This is a genomic window from Buttiauxella massiliensis (genome assembly GCF_902500225.1).
In the GTDB taxonomy this organism is placed as follows: Bacteria; Pseudomonadota; Gammaproteobacteria; order Enterobacterales; family Enterobacteriaceae; genus Buttiauxella; species Buttiauxella massiliensis.
Map to the genome: position 1 here is coordinate 53,625 of NZ_LR722653.1, position 16,593 is coordinate 70,217.

Annotated in this window: 21 protein-coding genes; 14 read left to right on the forward strand and 7 right to left on the reverse strand. The window is 48.6% G+C overall.

The annotated features are described in order from the left end of the window. Nucleotides 1-30: 30 nt before the first annotated feature. The 10 genes from fliJ to rcsA all read left to right on the forward strand — a co-directional run bounded on the left by fliJ (nt 31) and on the right by rcsA (nt 6,871). Nucleotides 31-474 carry a flagellar export protein FliJ gene (gene fliJ, locus GC128_RS10810; protein ID WP_134186500.1) on the forward strand — a complete coding sequence of 148 codons (444 nt, stop codon included), beginning with the start codon at nt 31-33 and terminating at the stop codon, nt 472-474. After that, on the forward strand, nt 471-1,703 hold the full coding sequence (locus GC128_RS10815) for a flagellar hook-length control protein FliK (RefSeq protein ID WP_226812073.1): 1,233 nt from the start codon (nt 471-473) through the stop codon (nt 1,701-1,703). The genes fliJ and GC128_RS10815 overlap by 4 nt, the downstream gene beginning before the upstream one ends. 249 nt (nt 1,704-1,952) lie before the next feature. Next, a complete protein-coding gene (gene fliL, locus GC128_RS10820; RefSeq protein ID WP_151994299.1) occupies nt 1,953-2,420 on the forward strand; it encodes a flagellar basal body-associated protein FliL in 468 nt (155 codons plus the stop codon). A gap of 4 nt (nt 2,421-2,424) precedes the next feature. Further along, nucleotides 2,425-3,429 carry a flagellar motor switch protein FliM gene (gene fliM / locus GC128_RS10825; protein WP_034458217.1) on the forward strand — a complete coding sequence of 335 codons (1,005 nt, stop codon included), beginning with the start codon at nt 2,425-2,427 and terminating at the stop codon, nt 3,427-3,429. Next, nucleotides 3,426-3,839, forward strand: coding sequence for a flagellar motor switch protein FliN (gene fliN, locus GC128_RS10830; RefSeq protein WP_134186496.1), 414 nt, complete (start codon nt 3,426-3,428; stop codon nt 3,837-3,839). Before fliM ends, fliN begins: the two co-directional genes overlap by 4 nt. A gap of 4 nt (nt 3,840-3,843) precedes the next feature. Then, entirely contained in the window at nt 3,844-4,236 is a 393-nt protein-coding gene (gene fliO / locus GC128_RS10835; protein WP_151994300.1) for a flagellar biosynthetic protein FliO, read from the forward strand. Further along, nucleotides 4,236-4,973, forward strand: a complete 738-nt coding sequence (fliP, locus tag GC128_RS10840) for a flagellar type III secretion system pore protein FliP (protein WP_151994301.1) — start codon at nt 4,236-4,238, stop codon at nt 4,971-4,973. Before fliO ends, fliP begins: the two co-directional genes overlap by 1 nt. 11 nt (nt 4,974-4,984) lie before the next feature. Continuing rightward, entirely contained in the window at nt 4,985-5,254 is a 270-nt protein-coding gene (gene fliQ / locus GC128_RS10845; RefSeq protein WP_034458225.1) for a flagellar biosynthesis protein FliQ, read from the forward strand. After that, a complete protein-coding gene (fliR, locus tag GC128_RS10850) occupies nt 5,251-6,036 on the forward strand; it encodes a flagellar biosynthetic protein FliR (RefSeq protein WP_151994302.1) in 786 nt (261 codons plus the stop codon). The genes fliQ and fliR overlap by 4 nt, the downstream gene beginning before the upstream one ends. A 211-nt stretch (nt 6,037-6,247) precedes the next feature. Continuing rightward, complete coding sequence (gene rcsA, locus GC128_RS10855; RefSeq protein ID WP_151994303.1) at nt 6,248-6,871, forward strand: transcriptional regulator RcsA; 624 nt, start codon at nt 6,248-6,250, stop codon at nt 6,869-6,871. Nucleotides 6,872-6,926: 55 nt separating this feature from the next. On the opposite strand, the gene dsrB is transcribed toward rcsA, so the two are convergent. Then, nucleotides 6,927-7,115, reverse strand: a complete 189-nt coding sequence (gene dsrB / locus GC128_RS10860) for a protein DsrB (protein WP_064512068.1) — start codon at nt 7,113-7,115, stop codon at nt 6,927-6,929. Nucleotides 7,116-7,246: 131 nt separating this feature from the next. Between dsrB and yodD the strand changes: the two genes are divergently transcribed. Both yodD and GC128_RS10870 read left to right on the forward strand, forming a co-directional pair. Continuing rightward, nucleotides 7,247-7,462, forward strand: coding sequence for a YodD family peroxide/acid resistance protein (yodD, locus tag GC128_RS10865; RefSeq protein WP_151994304.1), 216 nt, complete (start codon nt 7,247-7,249; stop codon nt 7,460-7,462). A gap of 308 nt (nt 7,463-7,770) precedes the next feature. Continuing rightward, nucleotides 7,771-8,586 (forward strand): mannosyl-3-phosphoglycerate phosphatase-related protein, encoded by an 816-nt coding sequence (locus tag GC128_RS10870; protein ID WP_151994305.1) that lies wholly within the window; start codon nt 7,771-7,773, stop codon nt 8,584-8,586. Between the two features lie 5 nt (nt 8,587-8,591). On the opposite strand, the gene dgcQ is transcribed toward GC128_RS10870, so the two are convergent. The 3 genes from dgcQ to GC128_RS10885 all read right to left on the reverse strand — a co-directional run bounded on the left by dgcQ (nt 8,592) and on the right by GC128_RS10885 (nt 11,667). Then, on the reverse strand, nt 8,592-10,268 hold the full coding sequence (gene dgcQ, locus GC128_RS10875) for a cellulose biosynthesis regulator diguanylate cyclase DgcQ (RefSeq protein WP_226812075.1): 1,677 nt from the start codon (nt 10,266-10,268) through the stop codon (nt 8,592-8,594). 212 nt (nt 10,269-10,480) lie between these two features. Further along, on the reverse strand, nt 10,481-10,660 hold the full coding sequence (locus GC128_RS10880; RefSeq protein WP_064512072.1) for a YodC family protein: 180 nt from the start codon (nt 10,658-10,660) through the stop codon (nt 10,481-10,483). A gap of 92 nt (nt 10,661-10,752) precedes the next feature. Beyond that, nucleotides 10,753-11,667 (reverse strand): DUF808 family protein, encoded by a 915-nt coding sequence (locus GC128_RS10885; protein ID WP_151994307.1) that lies wholly within the window; start codon nt 11,665-11,667, stop codon nt 10,753-10,755. A 205-nt stretch (nt 11,668-11,872) separates the two neighbouring features. Between GC128_RS10885 and yedA the strand changes: the two genes are divergently transcribed. Then, the gene (yedA, locus tag GC128_RS10890) at nt 11,873-12,790 is read left to right on the forward strand and encodes a drug/metabolite exporter YedA (RefSeq protein WP_151994308.1); all 918 of its coding nucleotides are present in this window, start codon (nt 11,873-11,875) and stop codon (nt 12,788-12,790) included. Nucleotides 12,791-12,794: 4 nt separating this feature from the next. Here the strand turns inward: yedA and GC128_RS10895 are convergent, their stop codons facing one another. After that, complete coding sequence (locus GC128_RS10895; protein WP_151994309.1) at nt 12,795-13,292, reverse strand: very short patch repair endonuclease; 498 nt, start codon at nt 13,290-13,292, stop codon at nt 12,795-12,797. Between the two features lie 446 nt (nt 13,293-13,738). On the opposite strand from GC128_RS10895, the gene GC128_RS10900 reads away from it, so the two are divergent. Beyond that, the gene (locus GC128_RS10900) at nt 13,739-14,257 is read left to right on the forward strand and encodes a hypothetical protein (protein WP_151994310.1); all 519 of its coding nucleotides are present in this window, start codon (nt 13,739-13,741) and stop codon (nt 14,255-14,257) included. Between the two features lie 54 nt (nt 14,258-14,311). Here the strand turns inward: GC128_RS10900 and GC128_RS10905 are convergent, their stop codons facing one another. Together GC128_RS10905 and GC128_RS10910 are read right to left on the reverse strand one after the other, a co-directional pair. Continuing rightward, a complete protein-coding gene (locus tag GC128_RS10905; protein WP_151994311.1) occupies nt 14,312-15,733 on the reverse strand; it encodes a DNA cytosine methyltransferase in 1,422 nt (473 codons plus the stop codon). A 98-nt stretch (nt 15,734-15,831) separates the two neighbouring features. After that, nucleotides 15,832-16,536: a phosphohydrolase gene (locus GC128_RS10910; RefSeq protein ID WP_151994312.1), complete on the reverse strand. Its 705-nt coding sequence runs from the start codon at nt 16,534-16,536 to the stop codon at nt 15,832-15,834. Nucleotides 16,537-16,593: the final 57 nt, after the last annotated feature.

Here is a 16,593-nt window from a genome sequence, read left to right on the forward strand (position 1 = left end):
CATCCGACTTAAGCTTGACGAGAGGTAACAATGAACCAAAGCACAGCACTGGATACCCTGCACGACCTGGCAGAAAAAGAGGTCGAGGACGCAGCAGTACGCTTAGGGGAAATGCGCCGCGGCTGCCAGGCGGCAGAAGAACAGCTCAACATGCTGATTAACTATCAATTTGAATATAGCTCCAGCCTCAACGATAGCATGAGTCAGGGCATTGCCAGTAACCGTTGGCAGAATTATCAGCAATTTATACAAACGCTTGAGAAAGCTATCGATCAGCATCGCCAACAGTTGATGCAGTGGAACGGAAAGGTCACTCAGGCGCTGAATGTATGGCAAGAGAAGCAGAAGAGATTGCAGGCCTGGAGCACTTTACAGCAGCGCAAAGCAGCACAAGTCCTGTTGGCTGAGAACAAGCTTGATCAAAAACTGATGGATGAATACGCCCAGCGGGCAACACTGAGGAAAGCAGAATGATTATGCAGCCCCTGATTATAACCTCTCCCGATGTCACAAGTACTGCGTCTGCTCCGGGTAGTGTAGCTCCTGGCGATAAAAGCTTGAGTGAGGATTTCCTGAGCCTGCTGAGCAAAGCGCTGCCAGGTGAAGTCACTCTGGCAGATGGTAAAACCGTGTCTCTGGAAGCCGCTCTGGGTAAAACAGCGAGCAAAGACGCACCTGCAATTGCTGCTGATGCCGCTGATGAAAAAACCACGCTTGCCGCGCTGTTAAATAACCTCGATGCACCACAGGCATTGTCTGCCCTGCTCTCTAACGTGAAGAAAAGCGGCAACGTGGAAAAAACGGCGCAGGTCGATGCGCAACATGAGCAAACCCACACGCTCAGCAATGCTGACATGCAGGCATTAAGCGCGTTGTTTGCCATGCTGCCGCAGCAATTACCGGTCGCCAACGCACTCAATACCCAGTCAGATGGTGAAAGTAGCGCGGCGGTTAGCCTGAATACTTTGCTTTCCAGTAGCGGTATAAAAAATGCGCCGACGGTTGATGCGCGAACCAACAGCGCCATCGCGACAGATAACACCGTTACACTCGATAGCGCAGCGACAGCAAAAAATGCACCCGCAACAACCGACTCACCGGTTGAAGCAAAAACGTTCACCATAAGTAGCACTGAAAATGGCAACCGTGATGCCACAGCGAACAACACCACCACTGCTTCGGCACTGACCACGCCAGTCTTCAGTACCGCAACGGTGGCGACACCTGCTTCGGCGCAAATTGCTGTGCCGGTCGCACCACAGATTAGCGCCCAGCTTGGCAGCCAGGAGTGGCAGCAGGCAGTCAGCCAGCACATCACCCTATTCACTCGCCAGGGCCAGCAAAGTGCCGAGCTACGTCTGCACCCTGAAGATTTAGGACAGATTCAAATCAGCATGAAGCTTGATGACAACCAGGCACAGTTGCAGATGGTTTCAGCCCACAGCCACGTTCGCGCAGCACTTGAGGCGACATTACCAAACCTGCGTATTGCGCTGGCAGAAAGTGGTATCCAGCTAGGACAGAGCAGTATCAGTAGCGAAAGTTCTGCCGGGCAGCAGCAACAGCAATCAGGCCAACAGCAGCAACAAGCATCACGATCGGGCGGTACTTTCCCATCAATGGGTGATGCTGATTCGCTGACGGTTCCTGCCAGCATTCAACGTTTAGCATCGGGTAATAACGCGGTGGATATTTTCGCCTGAGCCACGCTCCCTAAGCTAAACGTCAGAGGTAACAACAAATATCATCTGTTTTCGGGCCTTTGAACGCCCGCCGACACAGGATAATCAACCGATACCCAAGCTACTTCAAGGTGCAGGTAGGCGGCAATCGAATGAATCCCGATGAGCTTACTTGTGTAAGTGATTCGGGTGAATGAGAGCAGCCAACACCCCTGCAACTTGAAGGGCGATGGGTAGATATGCAGTACCGATACAGGAAAGATTCATTTTATGACTGACAACGCTTTGCCAAAAAGCCGCAAGCGCTCCATCTGGATGCCATTACTGGTCCTGATTACACTTGCCGCATGTGCTACCGCTGGTTACAGCTACTGGCGTATGCAGCAGCAACCTGCTGCCGCGCAGGCGAAGGCACCGGAGCCACCACCAGCACCGGTATTTTACGCACTGGACACCTTCACGGTTAACCTCGGTGATGCTGACCGCGTCTTGTATATCGGTGTCACATTGCGCCTGAAAGATGAAGCCACGCGTCAACGTCTGAGTGAATTCCTGCCAGAAGTACGTAGTCGTCTATTGCTGCTGTTTTCCCGCCAGGACAGTGCAGCCCTTGCGACCGATGAAGGTAAACAGAAACTGGTTGAAGCGATAAAGAATACGCTGGCACCGCCTCTGGTCGCCGGACAACCTCAACAGGCAGTCAGCGACGTGCTGTATACCGCCTTTATTTTGCGGTAATCCCATGGGCGATAGCATTCTTTCTCAGGCCGAAATTGACGCACTGTTAAATGGCGACAGTGACAACTCCGACGAACCCAAGACCAGTGTCGTTAATGAAACCGACATTCGTCCTTATGACCCCAATACCCAACGTCGTGTGGTGCGCGAGCGCTTACAGGCATTGGAAATTATTAACGAGCGTTTTGCTCGTCAATTCCGTATGGGGTTATTTAACCTGTTACGTCGCAGCCCGGACATTACCGTCGGGGCTATCCGCATTCAGCCGTACCACGAGTTTGCCCGTAACTTGCCCGTGCCTACCAACCTCAACTTGATGCATCTGAAACCGCTGCGCGGCACAGGTTTGTTCGTATTCTCCCCAAGCCTTGTGTTTATCGCCGTGGACAACCTGTTTGGTGGTGACGGACGTTTCCCAACCAAAGTTGAAGGCCGGGAGTTTACCCATACCGAGCAGCGCGTGATTAACCGCATGTTGAAACTGGCGCTGGAATCTTATAGCGACGCGTGGAAAGCCATTTATCCACTGGAAGTGGAATATGTGCGTTCCGAAATGCAGGTGAAATTTACCAACATTACGACGTCGCCCAACGACATCGTGGTGAATACGCCATTCCATGTGGAAATCGGCAACCTGACCGGCGAGTTTAATATCTGCCTGCCGTTTAGCATGATTGAACCTTTGCGCGAGCTGCTGGTGAATCCGCCGCTGGAAAACTCCCGTCAGGAAGACCAAAGCTGGCGCGATACCCTGGTACGTCAGGTTCAGCATTCTGAGCTTGAGCTAATTGCCAATTTCGCTGACATCCCGCTACGCCTTTCACAAATTTTAAAATTGAAACCTGGTGACGTGCTACCGATTGATAAACCGGACAGGATTCTGGCGCACGTTGACGGTGTTCCGGTACTGACTAGTCAGTACGGTACGCTTAACGGCCAGTACGCTCTGCGCGTCGAACATTTGATCAACCCGATACTGAATTCGCTGAACGAGGAACAGCCCAAATGAGTGATATTAATCAACCGTCCGACGACAATGCAGACTCCGTGGACGATCTGTGGGCTGACGCGTTAAACGAACAGAAAGTTACGACCAACAAAAGCACCGCAGACAGCGTATTCCGTGCGCTTGAAGGCAATGACATAGCGGGCGCGATGCAAGACATCGACCTGATTATGGACATTCCCGTCAAACTGACTGTGGAGCTGGGCCGTACCCGTATGACTATCAAAGAGCTGCTGCGTTTGTCGCAAGGTTCAGTGGTAGCGCTGGATGGCTTAGCAGGTGAACCGCTGGATATTTTGATCAACGGTTATCTGATTGCTCAGGGCGAAGTCGTGGTAGTGGCTGACAAATACGGTGTTCGTATCACCGACATTATTACGCCATCCGAGCGTATGCGTCGCCTGAGCCGTTAATTCGATGAAAACCCAGGCAACTGTTCAGTCACAACCCACCGCCAGCACCGGCTCTCCGTTGGTGCAGGTGAGCGGCGCATTAACCGCGATTATCGTTTTTATTTTGCTCGCCGCCTGGGTGGCAAAACGTTTTGGCTTTACGCCGAAAACTGGCTCCAGCAAAGAGATGAAAGTCAGCGCCAGTTGTAGCGTTGGCCCACGTGAACGTGTGGTGATTGTTGATGTGCAAGATGCGCGTCTGGTGCTCGGCGTGACTGCCGGGCAAATCACTCATTTGCATACGCTCCCCGCCTCGACGGTGAGCGAAACTGTATCGCCAACAGCACCTGCTGATTTCCGCGAATTGATGAAAAACAGTCTGATGAAAAATCTGCTTAAACGTAACGGGAAAGATTGATGAAACGTTGGCTCCCTTTCTCGTTGCTTGGCCTGTTGTTAGTCATGCCAGCCGCTTTTGCCCAGCTACCCGGCCTCATCAGCCAGCCGATGTCTAACGGCGGCCAAAGCTGGACGCTGCCAGTTCAGACGCTGGTATTTATTACTTCGCTGACATTTTTGCCGGCAATTCTACTGATGATGACAAGCTTCACTCGCATCATCATTGTTTTTGGCCTGCTGCGTAGCGCATTGGGCACACCGTCTGCACCGCCCAACCAGGTGTTGTTGGGACTTGCGCTGTTTCTGACCTTTTTCATTATGGCCCCGGTATTCGACAAAATTTATACCGACGCTTACCAGCCATTTAGTGAAAACAAAATCCAGATGGACGAAGCCATTGAGCGGGGTTCGAAGCCGCTACGTGAGTTCATGTTGCGCCAAACACGTGAAGCAGATCTGGCACTGTTTGCACGCCTGGCAGATACACCGCCGCTGGAAGGGCCTGAAGTGGTTCCGATGCGCATATTGTTGCCGGCATACGTGACCAGCGAGCTGAAAACCGCATTCCAGATTGGCTTTACAGTCTTCATTCCGTTTTTGATTATCGACCTGGTTATCGCAAGCGTACTGATGGCGCTGGGGATGATGATGGTGCCACCAGCAACTATCGCCCTGCCCTTTAAATTAATGCTGTTTGTGTTGGTGGATGGCTGGCAGTTGTTGGTCGGCTCGCTTGCGCAAAGTTTCTACAGTTAGAGGGGGAAAAGATGACTCCTGAGTCGGTCATGATGATGGGCACCGAAGCCATGAAAGTGGCTTTGGCGCTCGCAGCCCCATTATTGATGGTGGCACTGGTGACAGGTCTGGTGATCAGTATGCTGCAGGCCGCGACCCAGATAAACGAAATGACCCTATCGTTTATCCCGAAAATTCTTGCGGTGTTCGTCACTATTATCGTTGCAGGGCCGTGGATGCTTAATCTGCTGCTGGATTATATGCGCACGCTGCTGACAAATATCCCGATGAACATTGGATGATTCACATTGATAGCGGCCAGTGGCTCACGTTATTAAGTATGGGGTTCTGGCCATTTATTCGTATTCTGGCCCTGATTTCAACTGCACCAATACTCAGTGAACGTGCGATTTCAAAGAAGGTAAAAATTGGCCTCGCGTTGATGATTACCTGGATAGTTGCTCCGACCCTTCCGGCAACTGAGGTCACTATTTTCTCGGCGGCCGGATTCTGGCTCGCAGCACAGCAAATTCTGATTGGCATTGCGCTTGGCTTCACCATGCAGTTTGCCTTTGCCGCCATTCGTACTGCAGGTGAGATAATCGGCCTGCAAATGGGGCTTTCATTTGCTACCTTCTTTGACCCTGGTAGCCGCCTGAATATGCCAGTCCTTGCCCGTTTTATGGACATGCTGGCCATGTTACTTTTTTTGGTGTTTAACGGCCATTTATGGCTGATATCGATGCTGGTCGACACTTTTCACACCCTGCCAATCGGTGGCAATCCGATTAACAGTAACGCGTTTATGGCGCTGACTCGAGCAGGCGGCCTAATCTTCCTCAATGGCTTAATGCTGGCCCTCCCACTCATCACTTTGTTACTCACGCTAAACATTGCACTTGGTCTGCTAAACCGCATGTCACCACAGCTGTCTGTGTTTGTTATCGGTTTTCCGCTGACACTTGCTGTGGGCATGTTGGTGATGACGGCATTAATTCCCTTAATGGCTCCATTCGCTGAACACTTATTTAGTGAAGTATTTAATTTACTCTCAGATATTGTGAGTGAAATTCCCGCGAATTAATCCCCAGGTTTTGTGGAGTCTTGCTGAGGATATTCCTAAAAGCTTTCTTGAATAACATCCACCAGGATATAACTGGCGCGGCTTATATGCTTTTAGCTATCTCACATAATGGAACATTCACTTTACTTTGAGAGCATTCTTAACAAATTATACATAACTTTACTAGATAGTTAGTACGCCTAAAAATACTTAATTACGGGTGGGGGGTGTTATGTCAACGATCATTATGGACTTATGCAGTTATACCCGGTTGGGGTTAACAGGTTATTTAACCAGCCGTGGCATCCGAAAACGACAGATGACCAACGTGGAGACAATTGAGGATTTAGCGCTCGCTTGTGAGTCCCTGACACCCAATGTGGTGTTTATTAATGAGGACTGTTTTATCCATGATGCTCAAAGCAGCGAGCGAATTAAGCAGATCATTAATCAGCATCCCAGTACTTTATTCCTGGTCTTTATGGCAATTGCTAATATTCATTTCGATGAATATCTTTTGGTGCGTAGTAATCTACTGATCAGCTCTAAATCTATAAAGCCAGAGTCACTGGACGAAATACTTTCAGAATATTTAGCAAAAAATGCTCACTGCATCGGGCACATTAATTTACCCACATTATCATTAAGCCGAACTGAGTCCAGCATGCTTAAAATGTGGATGTCTGGACAAGGCACAATTCAAATATCCGACCAGATGAATATCAAAGCAAAAACGGTTTCGTCACACAAAGGGAATATAAAACGCAAGATAAAGACACATAATAAGCAAGTGATTTATCATGTGGTCCGCCTTACCGATAATGTCACCAACGGTATCTTCGTAAATTTGCGTTAATCCAACCAGGATGGTTTAGGGTGGATTAGCGCAAGCGATATCCACCGCAAATATATTACTCAGAGCGCTCAACAAAAACGCCATCCGGATGCCCCAGTTCGTTAAAGAACCAGATCCCCAACGGATACTCTTCAAGCGACACCAGATACATCGTCCCTTCGCTAAACTGTTCAACAGCTAATACCACACCTGGCCGACGCGGGCCGCCATCGGTTTTGACTGTCACGCGATCGTTGATATTCATAACAAAAATCTCCAAGTTTCTTTGTGCCAGTGTAGATCAAAAACGACTCATTCGCATCGCATGATGCGCAAGGTTATGCATTTTGTTAAGCGTCTATACTTAAACACGGGTATAGCCTGGAGGACGACTGCATGAAGACCGCGAAAGAGCTCAATGAAACCACGTGTATTGATGTCGATGCGCTATTGGCGGCCATCAATGAGATTAGCGAAAGTGAAGTGACACGTGCGAGTGACGATCCGCATCGAGTCAGTATCGATGGGCGCACATGGCACACCTACTCCGAATTAGCGGAAGCCTTTGAACTGGATATACACGATTTTAGTGTTAATGAAGTGAACCGCTGAGCTGAATAAAAGAATCCCGGCAGGAAAGCCGGGATAAACTTGCGTTAGCAAGAAGCAATTGAAAAATTCGTTACACCAGGAAATCTGATGTGCATCCACCATACATCAGATTTATTTCAAAACAATGAATGATTCGTTCTATGAATATTCAATTTTTCGCAACGACTTAGCTGAATCGTGCCGTCTTTCCTTATTTTTAGCGGTTTCCAGCACTGATACTGATACTCATTAATGATTAGGTGGCGAATTTAATTGAGATTTATCCTACTCAACCAGGCATTTAACCTTTGGATTTCAGGAGAAGTACCATGCTGCATCTGCACGATCCGCTGTTAATCATTTCAGATCTCGATGGGACACTGCTGGAACATCATTCCTACCGTTGGGAGGCCGCAAGTCCCTGGATTAACATTTTGCGCCAGAACGAGATCCCACTGATTTTGTGTAGCGCGAAAAGTGCTGCGGAAATCATTGAGTGGCAAAATGAGTTTTCATTGACCGGACAGGCGTTTATTGCAGAAAACGGGGCGGTTATTCAGCTTGATTCACGCTGGAGTGACAGCGACGATTACCCTCGTCTGATGACGGGTATTCGCCATGAAGAGCTGTTTTCTGTTCTGGATAAGTTACGTCAGAAATTTGGTTTTAAATTTACCTGCTTTGCCGACGTCGATGAGAATACCCTTTGTGAGTTAACTGGCCTTACACGCAAACAGGCGGGCCTTGCAAAACTCAGTGAAGCATCGGAAACCTTGATATGGCGCGATAGCGAAGAAATGATGGTCGCATTTAACGACCAGTTGGCAACTCTGGGTTTAATGATGCTGCAAGGCGGGCGGTTCTGGCATGTATTAGATATGCAGGCCGGCAAAGATAAGGCGCTACACTGGCTTCAGGAACAGTTTCAGCAACGCGAAGGGAAAACCCACATCACAATCGGACTGGGGGACAGCCCAAGCGATGCATTACTGCTTGATAGCGTCGATTACGCCGTAGTTGTCAAAGGCTACAGCCGCCAGACAGTGACGCTGCAACGGGACGACCCGCAGCGCGTGTATCGCAGCCAGAACTACGGTCCTGAAGGGTGGAAAGAAGGTCTCGATCATTTCATCACCCCTGAGTAACCGGTTTAATCGTGATTACAGACCTGATTACGACCACCCTGCTTCGCTTTATACAGCCGATGGTCAGCGTAAGTTTGCAGGCGTTCGAAATCGTAATCGTTAAATTCAAACGAACTACTCACACCAAATGAGGCACTGATCCTTACCGTATTGCCTTGCTTGATGAGTAATTCCTTAGTGTTAATGCGCACTCGGATGCGTTCAGCCACTTTTGTCGCCTCTTCCAGAGTTGTCTCAGGCAGCACGATACAGAACTCCTCACCGCCGACGCGTCCGGCAATATCGCCCGTACGAAACGCATCACTAAGCATCGCTGCCGCGTGGATAAGTACTTTGTCACCGCAGCTATGGCCAAACCTGTCGTTTATGCTTTTGAAGAGATCAAGGTCCATCTGAATAACCGAGAAAGGTAATCCTTGCTGCTCACACTCCTGCGACAATTTACGTGCAATCTCGAAGAAGGCACCGCGATTGTAAAGACGAGTTAGCGTGTCATAGTTAGCCCGCCAGGTCAGGGTTTGTTGCAAGCTGAACATGTTATTGACCAGGCGGCGAATCACCATCCATGAAGCAAACAGCATAAGCGTAAACAGCATCCACAGAATGCTCAGGACAATACTAATCCGCCCAAACTCGCCCTGAACCCCTTCTTCCAGGGTATGGACTTTAACCAGCAAACCATCAAAGTTATTCAGCTTCGCCCAGGTGATAAAACGGCTATCCATACGCAATTCACCCTGTTCCCCCTGTTTTGCAGCAGTGACCACATTGGCAATTCGCGCCAATTGGGGTGCGGTAAACAGCTCATGTTGCGGCAAACTCTTGGCCGAAGTCGCGATAGGATTTAATTCGTTATCGTAGAGCAGCACCGTGCCTTCATGGTCGTCATATTTGGCTTGCCGCAAGAAGTTATGGAGTGATTCGATAGGATAATCGAGTGCCAGTACACCATACCAACGCCCGTTAAAATCTAGCGGTACTGAAGCGGTAACAATCTGCCCTGATGTATCGTTGCCATTAAAAGTATGTGTCCACTTCAAAGACCGCTGCGGGTTATTTTGCAGCGACTGTGAGGAAAAATAGGGTCTGGCAATCAAGCGGTAGTAAAGCGAGACGATATTCGGATCGTTGGCGGGCGGCGTGTTCGTCAAAAAGAACCCGCTGCGCGAGGCATAGAACATGCGCTGCGGCATTTTCCCGGAACTGTCGGATAAGCGCATGATATAGCTTAATTCCAGCGCCGAGCTTAATTCTGAGTGAAGTGTATGCTCATCTCGGTCGAGCAATGGACTTTTGTTTACAAATTCATCAGATACGCCGCTCATCGGCAAACTGCGGCTTAAATCGAGGCGCAATTGCCAAAAAGGCTGGGTACGCAAGGTATCAAAATCGGCCAGGGATTTGCGGGTTCTGTCCGTTGAAATCGGGGATTGCAGCGCATATAGCATCGCATTGCGATAAAAAAGCAGATTGTCGATGCTGTGCTGGAGCTGTCGGTCAAGCAAAGTGGCAACGCTATCGAGACTATTACGCTGGTTGGCGACATAAGCCCCTTCTAGTACCACTGCCTCTCGCCATGTCAACACGGTGGAGAACAAAAATACGAAGATAAAACAAAGGTTAACGACCTTTTGCGGATTTTTGAAGCGGCCGATCACGCGTTGTAATGCATTGCCTAACACTAACACTCTCCCTGAAACCGCAATCATCTAAAAGTCTGTCAACACTGCCGGTGCCATGACACCCAGTCATGGGTCGGTTCTAATATCTAGAGAATACATGACCACTCAGGATTATTACTAAGGGTAAATATATTCATGGGAATTATATTACCCTCAAAACGAAAGGTAATCAGGAAATAAAAATGCCCCGTCAATGACAGGGCATTTGAGGCTTATCCTTGCGAGCCGCCCCCTGTTGCCAGTGGGGCCAAATCATCCTCTCGGAAGGCCTCGCGCTTTACACCAAAACCATCATACCAACGACACTCCACCATACCGCTGGAAAACCCGGTAACAATCATCCTTGGGCCACCATTCTTAGGTTGGACTTCATCGCTGACCACAAAGACCATAACTGCCTCCTGTATCAGGGGTGAAAACTTCTACAGTTATAGACAATGACCTGGTGTTTTGCCTGGCAAACCAGGCAAATTTACGCAAAAAATTAGTGAACTGTGCGCCCGCGCAGGCGGCTTATGCCATTAACGACTACCAGCACAATGGCGCCAATGACAAAACCGATAACCAGGTTTGCTACGGTTGGCCCGAGTAAATGAACGGCTCCTCCCACCTTCTGCGCCCAGTTTTCAATGGCATGATGAAGGACCGGAATACCGTGAACCAGAATGCCGCCGCCGACCAAAAACATAGCCAGAGTTCCGACAACCGATAGGAATTTCATCAGCCACGGTGCCAACACTAATAACCCTTTGCCGATCCCGCGTGCGATAACCGAGGTTTTCTCAACCAGCCAAAAACCAAGATCGTCGAGCTTTACGATAATCCCCACCAGGCCATACACCCCTACCGTCACGACCAGCGCGATCCCCGATAACACCAACACCTGGTTGAGTAAAGGCGCATCGGCGACAATGCCTAACGTAATCGCCACGATTTCAGCAGAGAGAATAAAATCGGTACGAATCGCGCCTTTCACTTTGTCTTTTTCGTAAACCAGCGGGTCTTGCGCGGCAATATCATCTAACCGCTTCTGGCGCTCTTCCGGTGTCTCCTTGTGCTTACGGGCCTGAAGCGTGTGAACGACTTTTTCAACGCCTTCATAACACAAGAAAGCGCCGCCAATCATTAATAACGGCGTGATAGCCCACGGTGCAAAAGCGCTAATAATAAGAGCCAGAGGAACGAGGATCAGCTTATTGATCGCCGACCCCTTCGCGACTTGCCACACCACCGGCAATTCACGGTTTGCCCGGACCCCAGAAACTTGTTGTGCGTTAAGGGAGAGATCGTCTCCCAATACCCCGGCAGTTTTCTTCGCCGCCAGTTTCCCCATCATCGAGATATCGTCCAGCAAAGTGGCGATATCATCCAGCAACGTTAGTAAGCTACTTCCAGCCAAAATGAGCATCCTTTTTTGTTTGTCTACTCAATAGTATGGAACAAAACTTAGCTGGCGAAAATCAAACTCATCTGTCAATAAAAATTAACATTCTACAAACAAGTAAAATCCTCGCCAGAAAGATAGTTTTGACGTTAACTATTAGCTCTATTAGCGTTAGTTACCCTGAATAATTCGAGTTGCACGAAGGGTAAAGAGAGGAAACATGCGCGTTCGTTCTGGTCAGTTATTGCCGCTGGTTGCTGCATTATTTGCGTTGTACATCATCTGGGGCTCCACCTATTTTGCTATCGCCGTAGGCGTGAAAAGCTGGCCGCCATTTATGATGGCTGGCGTGCGATTTATGGTTGCCGGTGTGTTGTTGATGAGCGTTTTATTACTGCGGGGCCATAAGTTACCCGCCATGCGCCCAATGCTTAATGCCGCGTTAATTGGCGTGTTGTTGCTGGCGGTCGGCAATGGTTTTGTGACCGTCGCAGAACATCAGCATGTTCCATCGGGTATTGCCGCAGTCATGGTCGCAACGGTTCCGCTCTTTACCTTGTGCTTTAGCCGCCTGTTCGGCATTCAAACGCGCAAACTAGAATGGCTAGGCATCGCCATTGGTCTTGCCGGCATTGTGTTACTTAATAGCGGTGGAAACCTGAGTGGCAATCCCTGGGGCGCGTTGTTAATTCTGATTGGCTCCTTGAGTTGGGCGTTTGGTTCGGTTTACGGGTCGCGCATTGAATTGCCAACCGGCTTGATGGCCGGTGCGGTTGAAATGCTCGCCGCAGGTGTCGTGTTGCTGGTCGCTTCCGCGTTAACCGGTGAGCGCCTCACGGCAATGCCAACGACTGCGGGCTTTATGGCAGTGGCTTATCTTTCGTTATTCGGTTCAATTATTGCGATCAGCGCTTATATGTATCTGATTCGTAATGTCGCCCCGGCAGTTGCCACCAGCTACGCCTACGTTAACCCGGTGGTTGCCGTGCTGCTGGGAACCGGTTTTGCCGGAGAAAGCCTGTCGCCGGTAGAATGGCTGGCGCTGGGGGTGATTATTTTTGCGGTGGTGCTGGTTACGCTGGGGAAATATCTGTTGCCCCCAAAGCCGGTAGTAACGGCGTGTGAAATAGAGAAGTGATCTCTCATGCGGGTGGCGCTTGCCGCCCGCTTTCATTTAATGCATGTATTCCCTGCGTATCAATTTGCGCGTGATTGCCACCGCTACAGACCCACTCTTCAAGCCGTTCACAAAGCGCGCTATCACTGAGTTTTTCGCGCCCACGTAACGAGCATTCCCAGACTAAAAGCACCCGCCAACCTTCGTTCAATAAAAGCTGTATATCTCGCTTATCGCGCTGCACATTTTTACCTATCTTCTCAAGCCAGAAATCGGTGCGGGTTGCCGGAACCTTGAACAGATAACAGTCGTGGTGATGCCAGAAACAGCCATGAGCAAAAATAACGCAGCGATACTCATCAATAACAAAATCCGGACGACCTGCAAGCGAGGCATCTTGCACGCGAAACGCAAAGCCAGAGTCGCTCAATAAACCTGACAACCGTTTTTCAATAGCAGTGTCGCGCGTTGCAATGGCGCGCATGTTTTTGCTGCGAATCGCCTTACTATGCACATCAACCATTAGCGGCTCTCTTACTCGTTATTAATATACTCAGTCCAATATTAGCAACAACCACATAACATACGTTATAAAAAATAATGGCTCCGCTGCGAATAATTAAAAATAATTTAATAGTGAAATTATTTCCGCTGCCAAAAATGAATATCGATGAATTTAATTATGTATACTTTTGGACATTCCACGATAGCAACTATTCCTCTAACATCATGTATCAACTAAAAATACATCAATTTCTGCTCATCATTTAGCCACTTCTGAAATAATTTCAACTTTGATCTGTAGAATTAAAATGGCAATCTATATTCCGCAGCACCCATTATGAAGAAGAAAAACTTAAGTTGTTAACATCAGTAGCATTATTTTGTTGGCATGTAAAAGCTCTTCATTATATCAAATATTCTATTTAACTTTTGTATGCCCGGACTGGGCTTGTTTAAGACGATAACATGAAGCTATACAAAGCATTATTCATCCCAACTTTGTTGTTGAGTGGCGTATTCAGCACATGGGCAGGAGAAGCAGAAAATAATATTACTCAGGATTATATGGTTCACTGGAATGAAGCTATGGATGGACAGACCAACCCCATTTCACAGGCCGCAATTCTCGATGCTGATATTGTGAAGAGTTGCAAAACTGTAGCGCCTAAGACTTATCGCAGTGCAATGGTCAATTTATGGCAACATAAAACCGGCACAAAAATGACAGAGACGGCATTTCTGTCCGAAGATTTACAGCTATTTGACCGCCTGGCGACAATATCCTGCATTGAAGGTGCGAGCTATGAGCACAAAGGAAATGGCGAGCTGTTAGTCAAAACGCTAAGTGCACAGCTTCTGGATATGGATGTTAAAGATGGCAATGATGCTTTTGAGCAAATAAAAACAATGGAATTCCAGACTGGCATCGTGACCGCCAGATATGGGGTCAGCCTTGAGAAAAAGAGACAGAATCGCGCAAATTAATTTTCCGTACTTAAAAATTGGGGTCGTATTATTGCCATATGACCCCGTCGTTAATCACTTATTATAAGTGCGATTTTTAACCGCCAATTTTATTGAGTTCTCAAGCAGTTTGGCAACCGCTGCAAACGCAGGCACCACCACTGAATTACCAAACTGCCGGTAAGCCTGAGTATCCGAAACCGGAATACGGAATGCATTCCCTTGAACAGCTTCAAAACCCATTAAGCGCGCGCATTCGCGAGGCGTTAAACGACGTGGGCGGCGAACCTGATTATCTGCATTGTCAAAATCCGCTTCCCCAAGAGATTTATCCCATCCCCGGTCGATAAGTATTTCAGCACCATCTTTGTAATACCGGGCTGATAATGTACGGGCCACACTTGCGGGATTTTGGGGATCAACCAGTCCATAGCCAAAACCATTCCCCTTCGCCTGATGTTTTTTGGCGTAATAATAAAGATACTTCCACAGCGTAGGCGTCAGAATATATTTACTGTCGACAGAAGGTTCCAGTAATTCACCAAAGGTTGGGCGCCGTTGGGGATATAGCTCGCTGAGCTTAGTTAGCGTGAAATCTTTATGCAGATTGAGGTCGCGACGAAAACCTACCAGCACAATACGTTCACGATGTTGTGGCAGGAAGTTTTTACCATCAATAATTTTTGGATCCCCCGCCCCCATTATTGCGGCATCAGCCACCTCATAACCCAGGCTATCGAGGGTTTCCATAATGATACGGAAGGTGTTGCCTTTATCATGGCTTTTGAGGTTTTTAACGTTTTCGAGCACAAAAATTGCCGGACGTTTCGCATCAATAATACGCGCAACATCGAAAAACAGTGTGCCCTGCGTTTCACAAGCAAACCCATGTGCTCGCCCTAATGCATTCTTCTTCGACACCCCAGCCAGAGAGAAAGGCTGACATGGGAAACCCGCCAGCAAAACATCGTGATCGGGCATCGTTGCCTGAATATGTGCCGCAGCTTCTTCATCGCTGACATCGTCCCGATGGCTCAAAGTGACATCGCGGATATCCTGATTGAACTGATGATTCTCAGGGCTGCAATACCAGTTGGCTTTATAAGTACGCACCGCATGCTTGTTCCACTCGCTGGTAAATACACATTGGCCGCCAATTGCTTCGAAACCGCTACGAATACCGCCAATCCCGGCAAATAAATCGACAAATTTAAATGTGTATTTCCCATGATGCGCTGGCAATGGCGGCAACATGTTTTGCAGCATTTCGTTTTCAGCTGGCGTCAAGGTACGCGGAGACGATTTACGGTTAAACCAACGGTTCAGCGATTCACGAGTCCAGTCGCCGCTCACCTGGCGCAAATGGTGTGCCACCGTCTTCTGGTCATAGATTTCCAGAATATGGCTCACGAGTGCGTAGTCTTCTTCTAGTTGTTGCTGCTGCTGGCGGAGGGATTGTTGTGAGAGTTGCACAGCAATAGTGTCGAAGTCGTTCATCATGAACCATGGCAGGGAAAATAGAGTGTCACTCTATCACTGATTTGACCCAGAGAGAATCAGAACAGCCCGCAACCGTTGCGGGCATCTCTTTAATTTTAAGAGGGAATTTTTTGGGAGGAAAATTGATGCACTACATCCTGCTCAATACCGCAGTAATCACCTTTCAATTCAGCACAAAGTTTGGCCATGTAATTCACCAGGAAATCTGCATTAAGAAGAGCAAGTGCACGTCCTGCCTCGGTTTGCATAGTATCAGGCAATTTAAGTAATTTTTTCTGGAAATGATCAAGGGCATAAGTGGCATCATCCAGCTCACGATGGCAAGCCAGCGGATCTTCGCTGTCAAACAGTGGTCGCCCCAATGCACCAGAAGTATAGAAAACCCGCGCAAGCCCTATTGCCCCTAGAGACTCCAGACGATCGGCATCTTGCACAATTTTCGCTTCAAGTGTTTGAGGTGCAATCCCGGCGCTAAAGCTATGAGCGCGAACAGCATGTGCAACGGAATCGTATAACGGATGCGGAAAGTCGGGAAAGTGAGCATCCAGAATGCGTAAAGTCTCTTGAGCAGCCTGTGTGGAAGCAAGATGACGTTCAGGATGGTTCTTCGGCAAGTTGACAATATCATGGAAGTAACACGCGGTTAGTACCACCAGCCTATCGGCCTCTGTGGTTTCCATGATCTGCTGTGATGTTTTCCATACACGACGAAAATGTGCCACATCATGGGCTTTATCGTCCTGCAACCAGTTGTGTTGCAAATACTCATCAAAACGTTCTTGCCAGTGGGCTATCGGCATACGTACTCCTCGCTTCGCAGCTGGACCCGGTACTTAATATGAGTACAAGATCACAAA

Bases quoted from the DNA above. Each gene is read 5' to 3' on its own strand.
- fliJ (WP_134186500.1), top strand. From the start codon at position 31: ATGAACCAAAGCACAGCACTGGATACCCTGCACGACCTGGCAGAAAAA.
- GC128_RS10815 (WP_226812073.1), top strand. From the start codon at position 471: ATGATTATGCAGCCCCTGATTATAACCTCTCCCGATGTCACAAGTACT.
- fliL (WP_151994299.1), top strand. From the start codon at position 1,953: ATGACTGACAACGCTTTGCCAAAAAGCCGCAAGCGCTCCATCTGGATG.
- fliM (WP_034458217.1), top strand. From the start codon at position 2,425: ATGGGCGATAGCATTCTTTCTCAGGCCGAAATTGACGCACTGTTAAAT.
- fliN (WP_134186496.1), top strand. From the start codon at position 3,426: ATGAGTGATATTAATCAACCGTCCGACGACAATGCAGACTCCGTGGAC.
- fliO (WP_151994300.1), top strand. From the start codon at position 3,844: ATGAAAACCCAGGCAACTGTTCAGTCACAACCCACCGCCAGCACCGGC.
- fliP (WP_151994301.1), top strand. From the start codon at position 4,236: ATGAAACGTTGGCTCCCTTTCTCGTTGCTTGGCCTGTTGTTAGTCATG.
- fliQ (WP_034458225.1), top strand. From the start codon at position 4,985: ATGACTCCTGAGTCGGTCATGATGATGGGCACCGAAGCCATGAAAGTG.
- fliR (WP_151994302.1), top strand. From the start codon at position 5,251: ATGATTCACATTGATAGCGGCCAGTGGCTCACGTTATTAAGTATGGGG.
- rcsA (WP_151994303.1), top strand. From the start codon at position 6,248: ATGTCAACGATCATTATGGACTTATGCAGTTATACCCGGTTGGGGTTA.
- dsrB (WP_064512068.1), bottom strand. From the start codon at position 7,115: ATGAATATCAACGATCGCGTGACAGTCAAAACCGATGGCGGCCCGCGT.
- yodD (WP_151994304.1), top strand. From the start codon at position 7,247: ATGAAGACCGCGAAAGAGCTCAATGAAACCACGTGTATTGATGTCGAT.
- GC128_RS10870 (WP_151994305.1), top strand. From the start codon at position 7,771: ATGCTGCATCTGCACGATCCGCTGTTAATCATTTCAGATCTCGATGGG.
- GC128_RS10880 (WP_064512072.1), bottom strand. From the start codon at position 10,660: ATGGTCTTTGTGGTCAGCGATGAAGTCCAACCTAAGAATGGTGGCCCA.
- yedA (WP_151994308.1), top strand. From the start codon at position 11,873: ATGCGCGTTCGTTCTGGTCAGTTATTGCCGCTGGTTGCTGCATTATTT.
- GC128_RS10895 (WP_151994309.1), bottom strand. From the start codon at position 13,292: ATGGTTGATGTGCATAGTAAGGCGATTCGCAGCAAAAACATGCGCGCC.
- GC128_RS10900 (WP_151994310.1), top strand. From the start codon at position 13,739: ATGAAGCTATACAAAGCATTATTCATCCCAACTTTGTTGTTGAGTGGC.
- GC128_RS10905 (WP_151994311.1), bottom strand. From the start codon at position 15,733: ATGAACGACTTCGACACTATTGCTGTGCAACTCTCACAACAATCCCTC.
- GC128_RS10910 (WP_151994312.1), bottom strand. From the start codon at position 16,536: ATGCCGATAGCCCACTGGCAAGAACGTTTTGATGAGTATTTGCAACAC.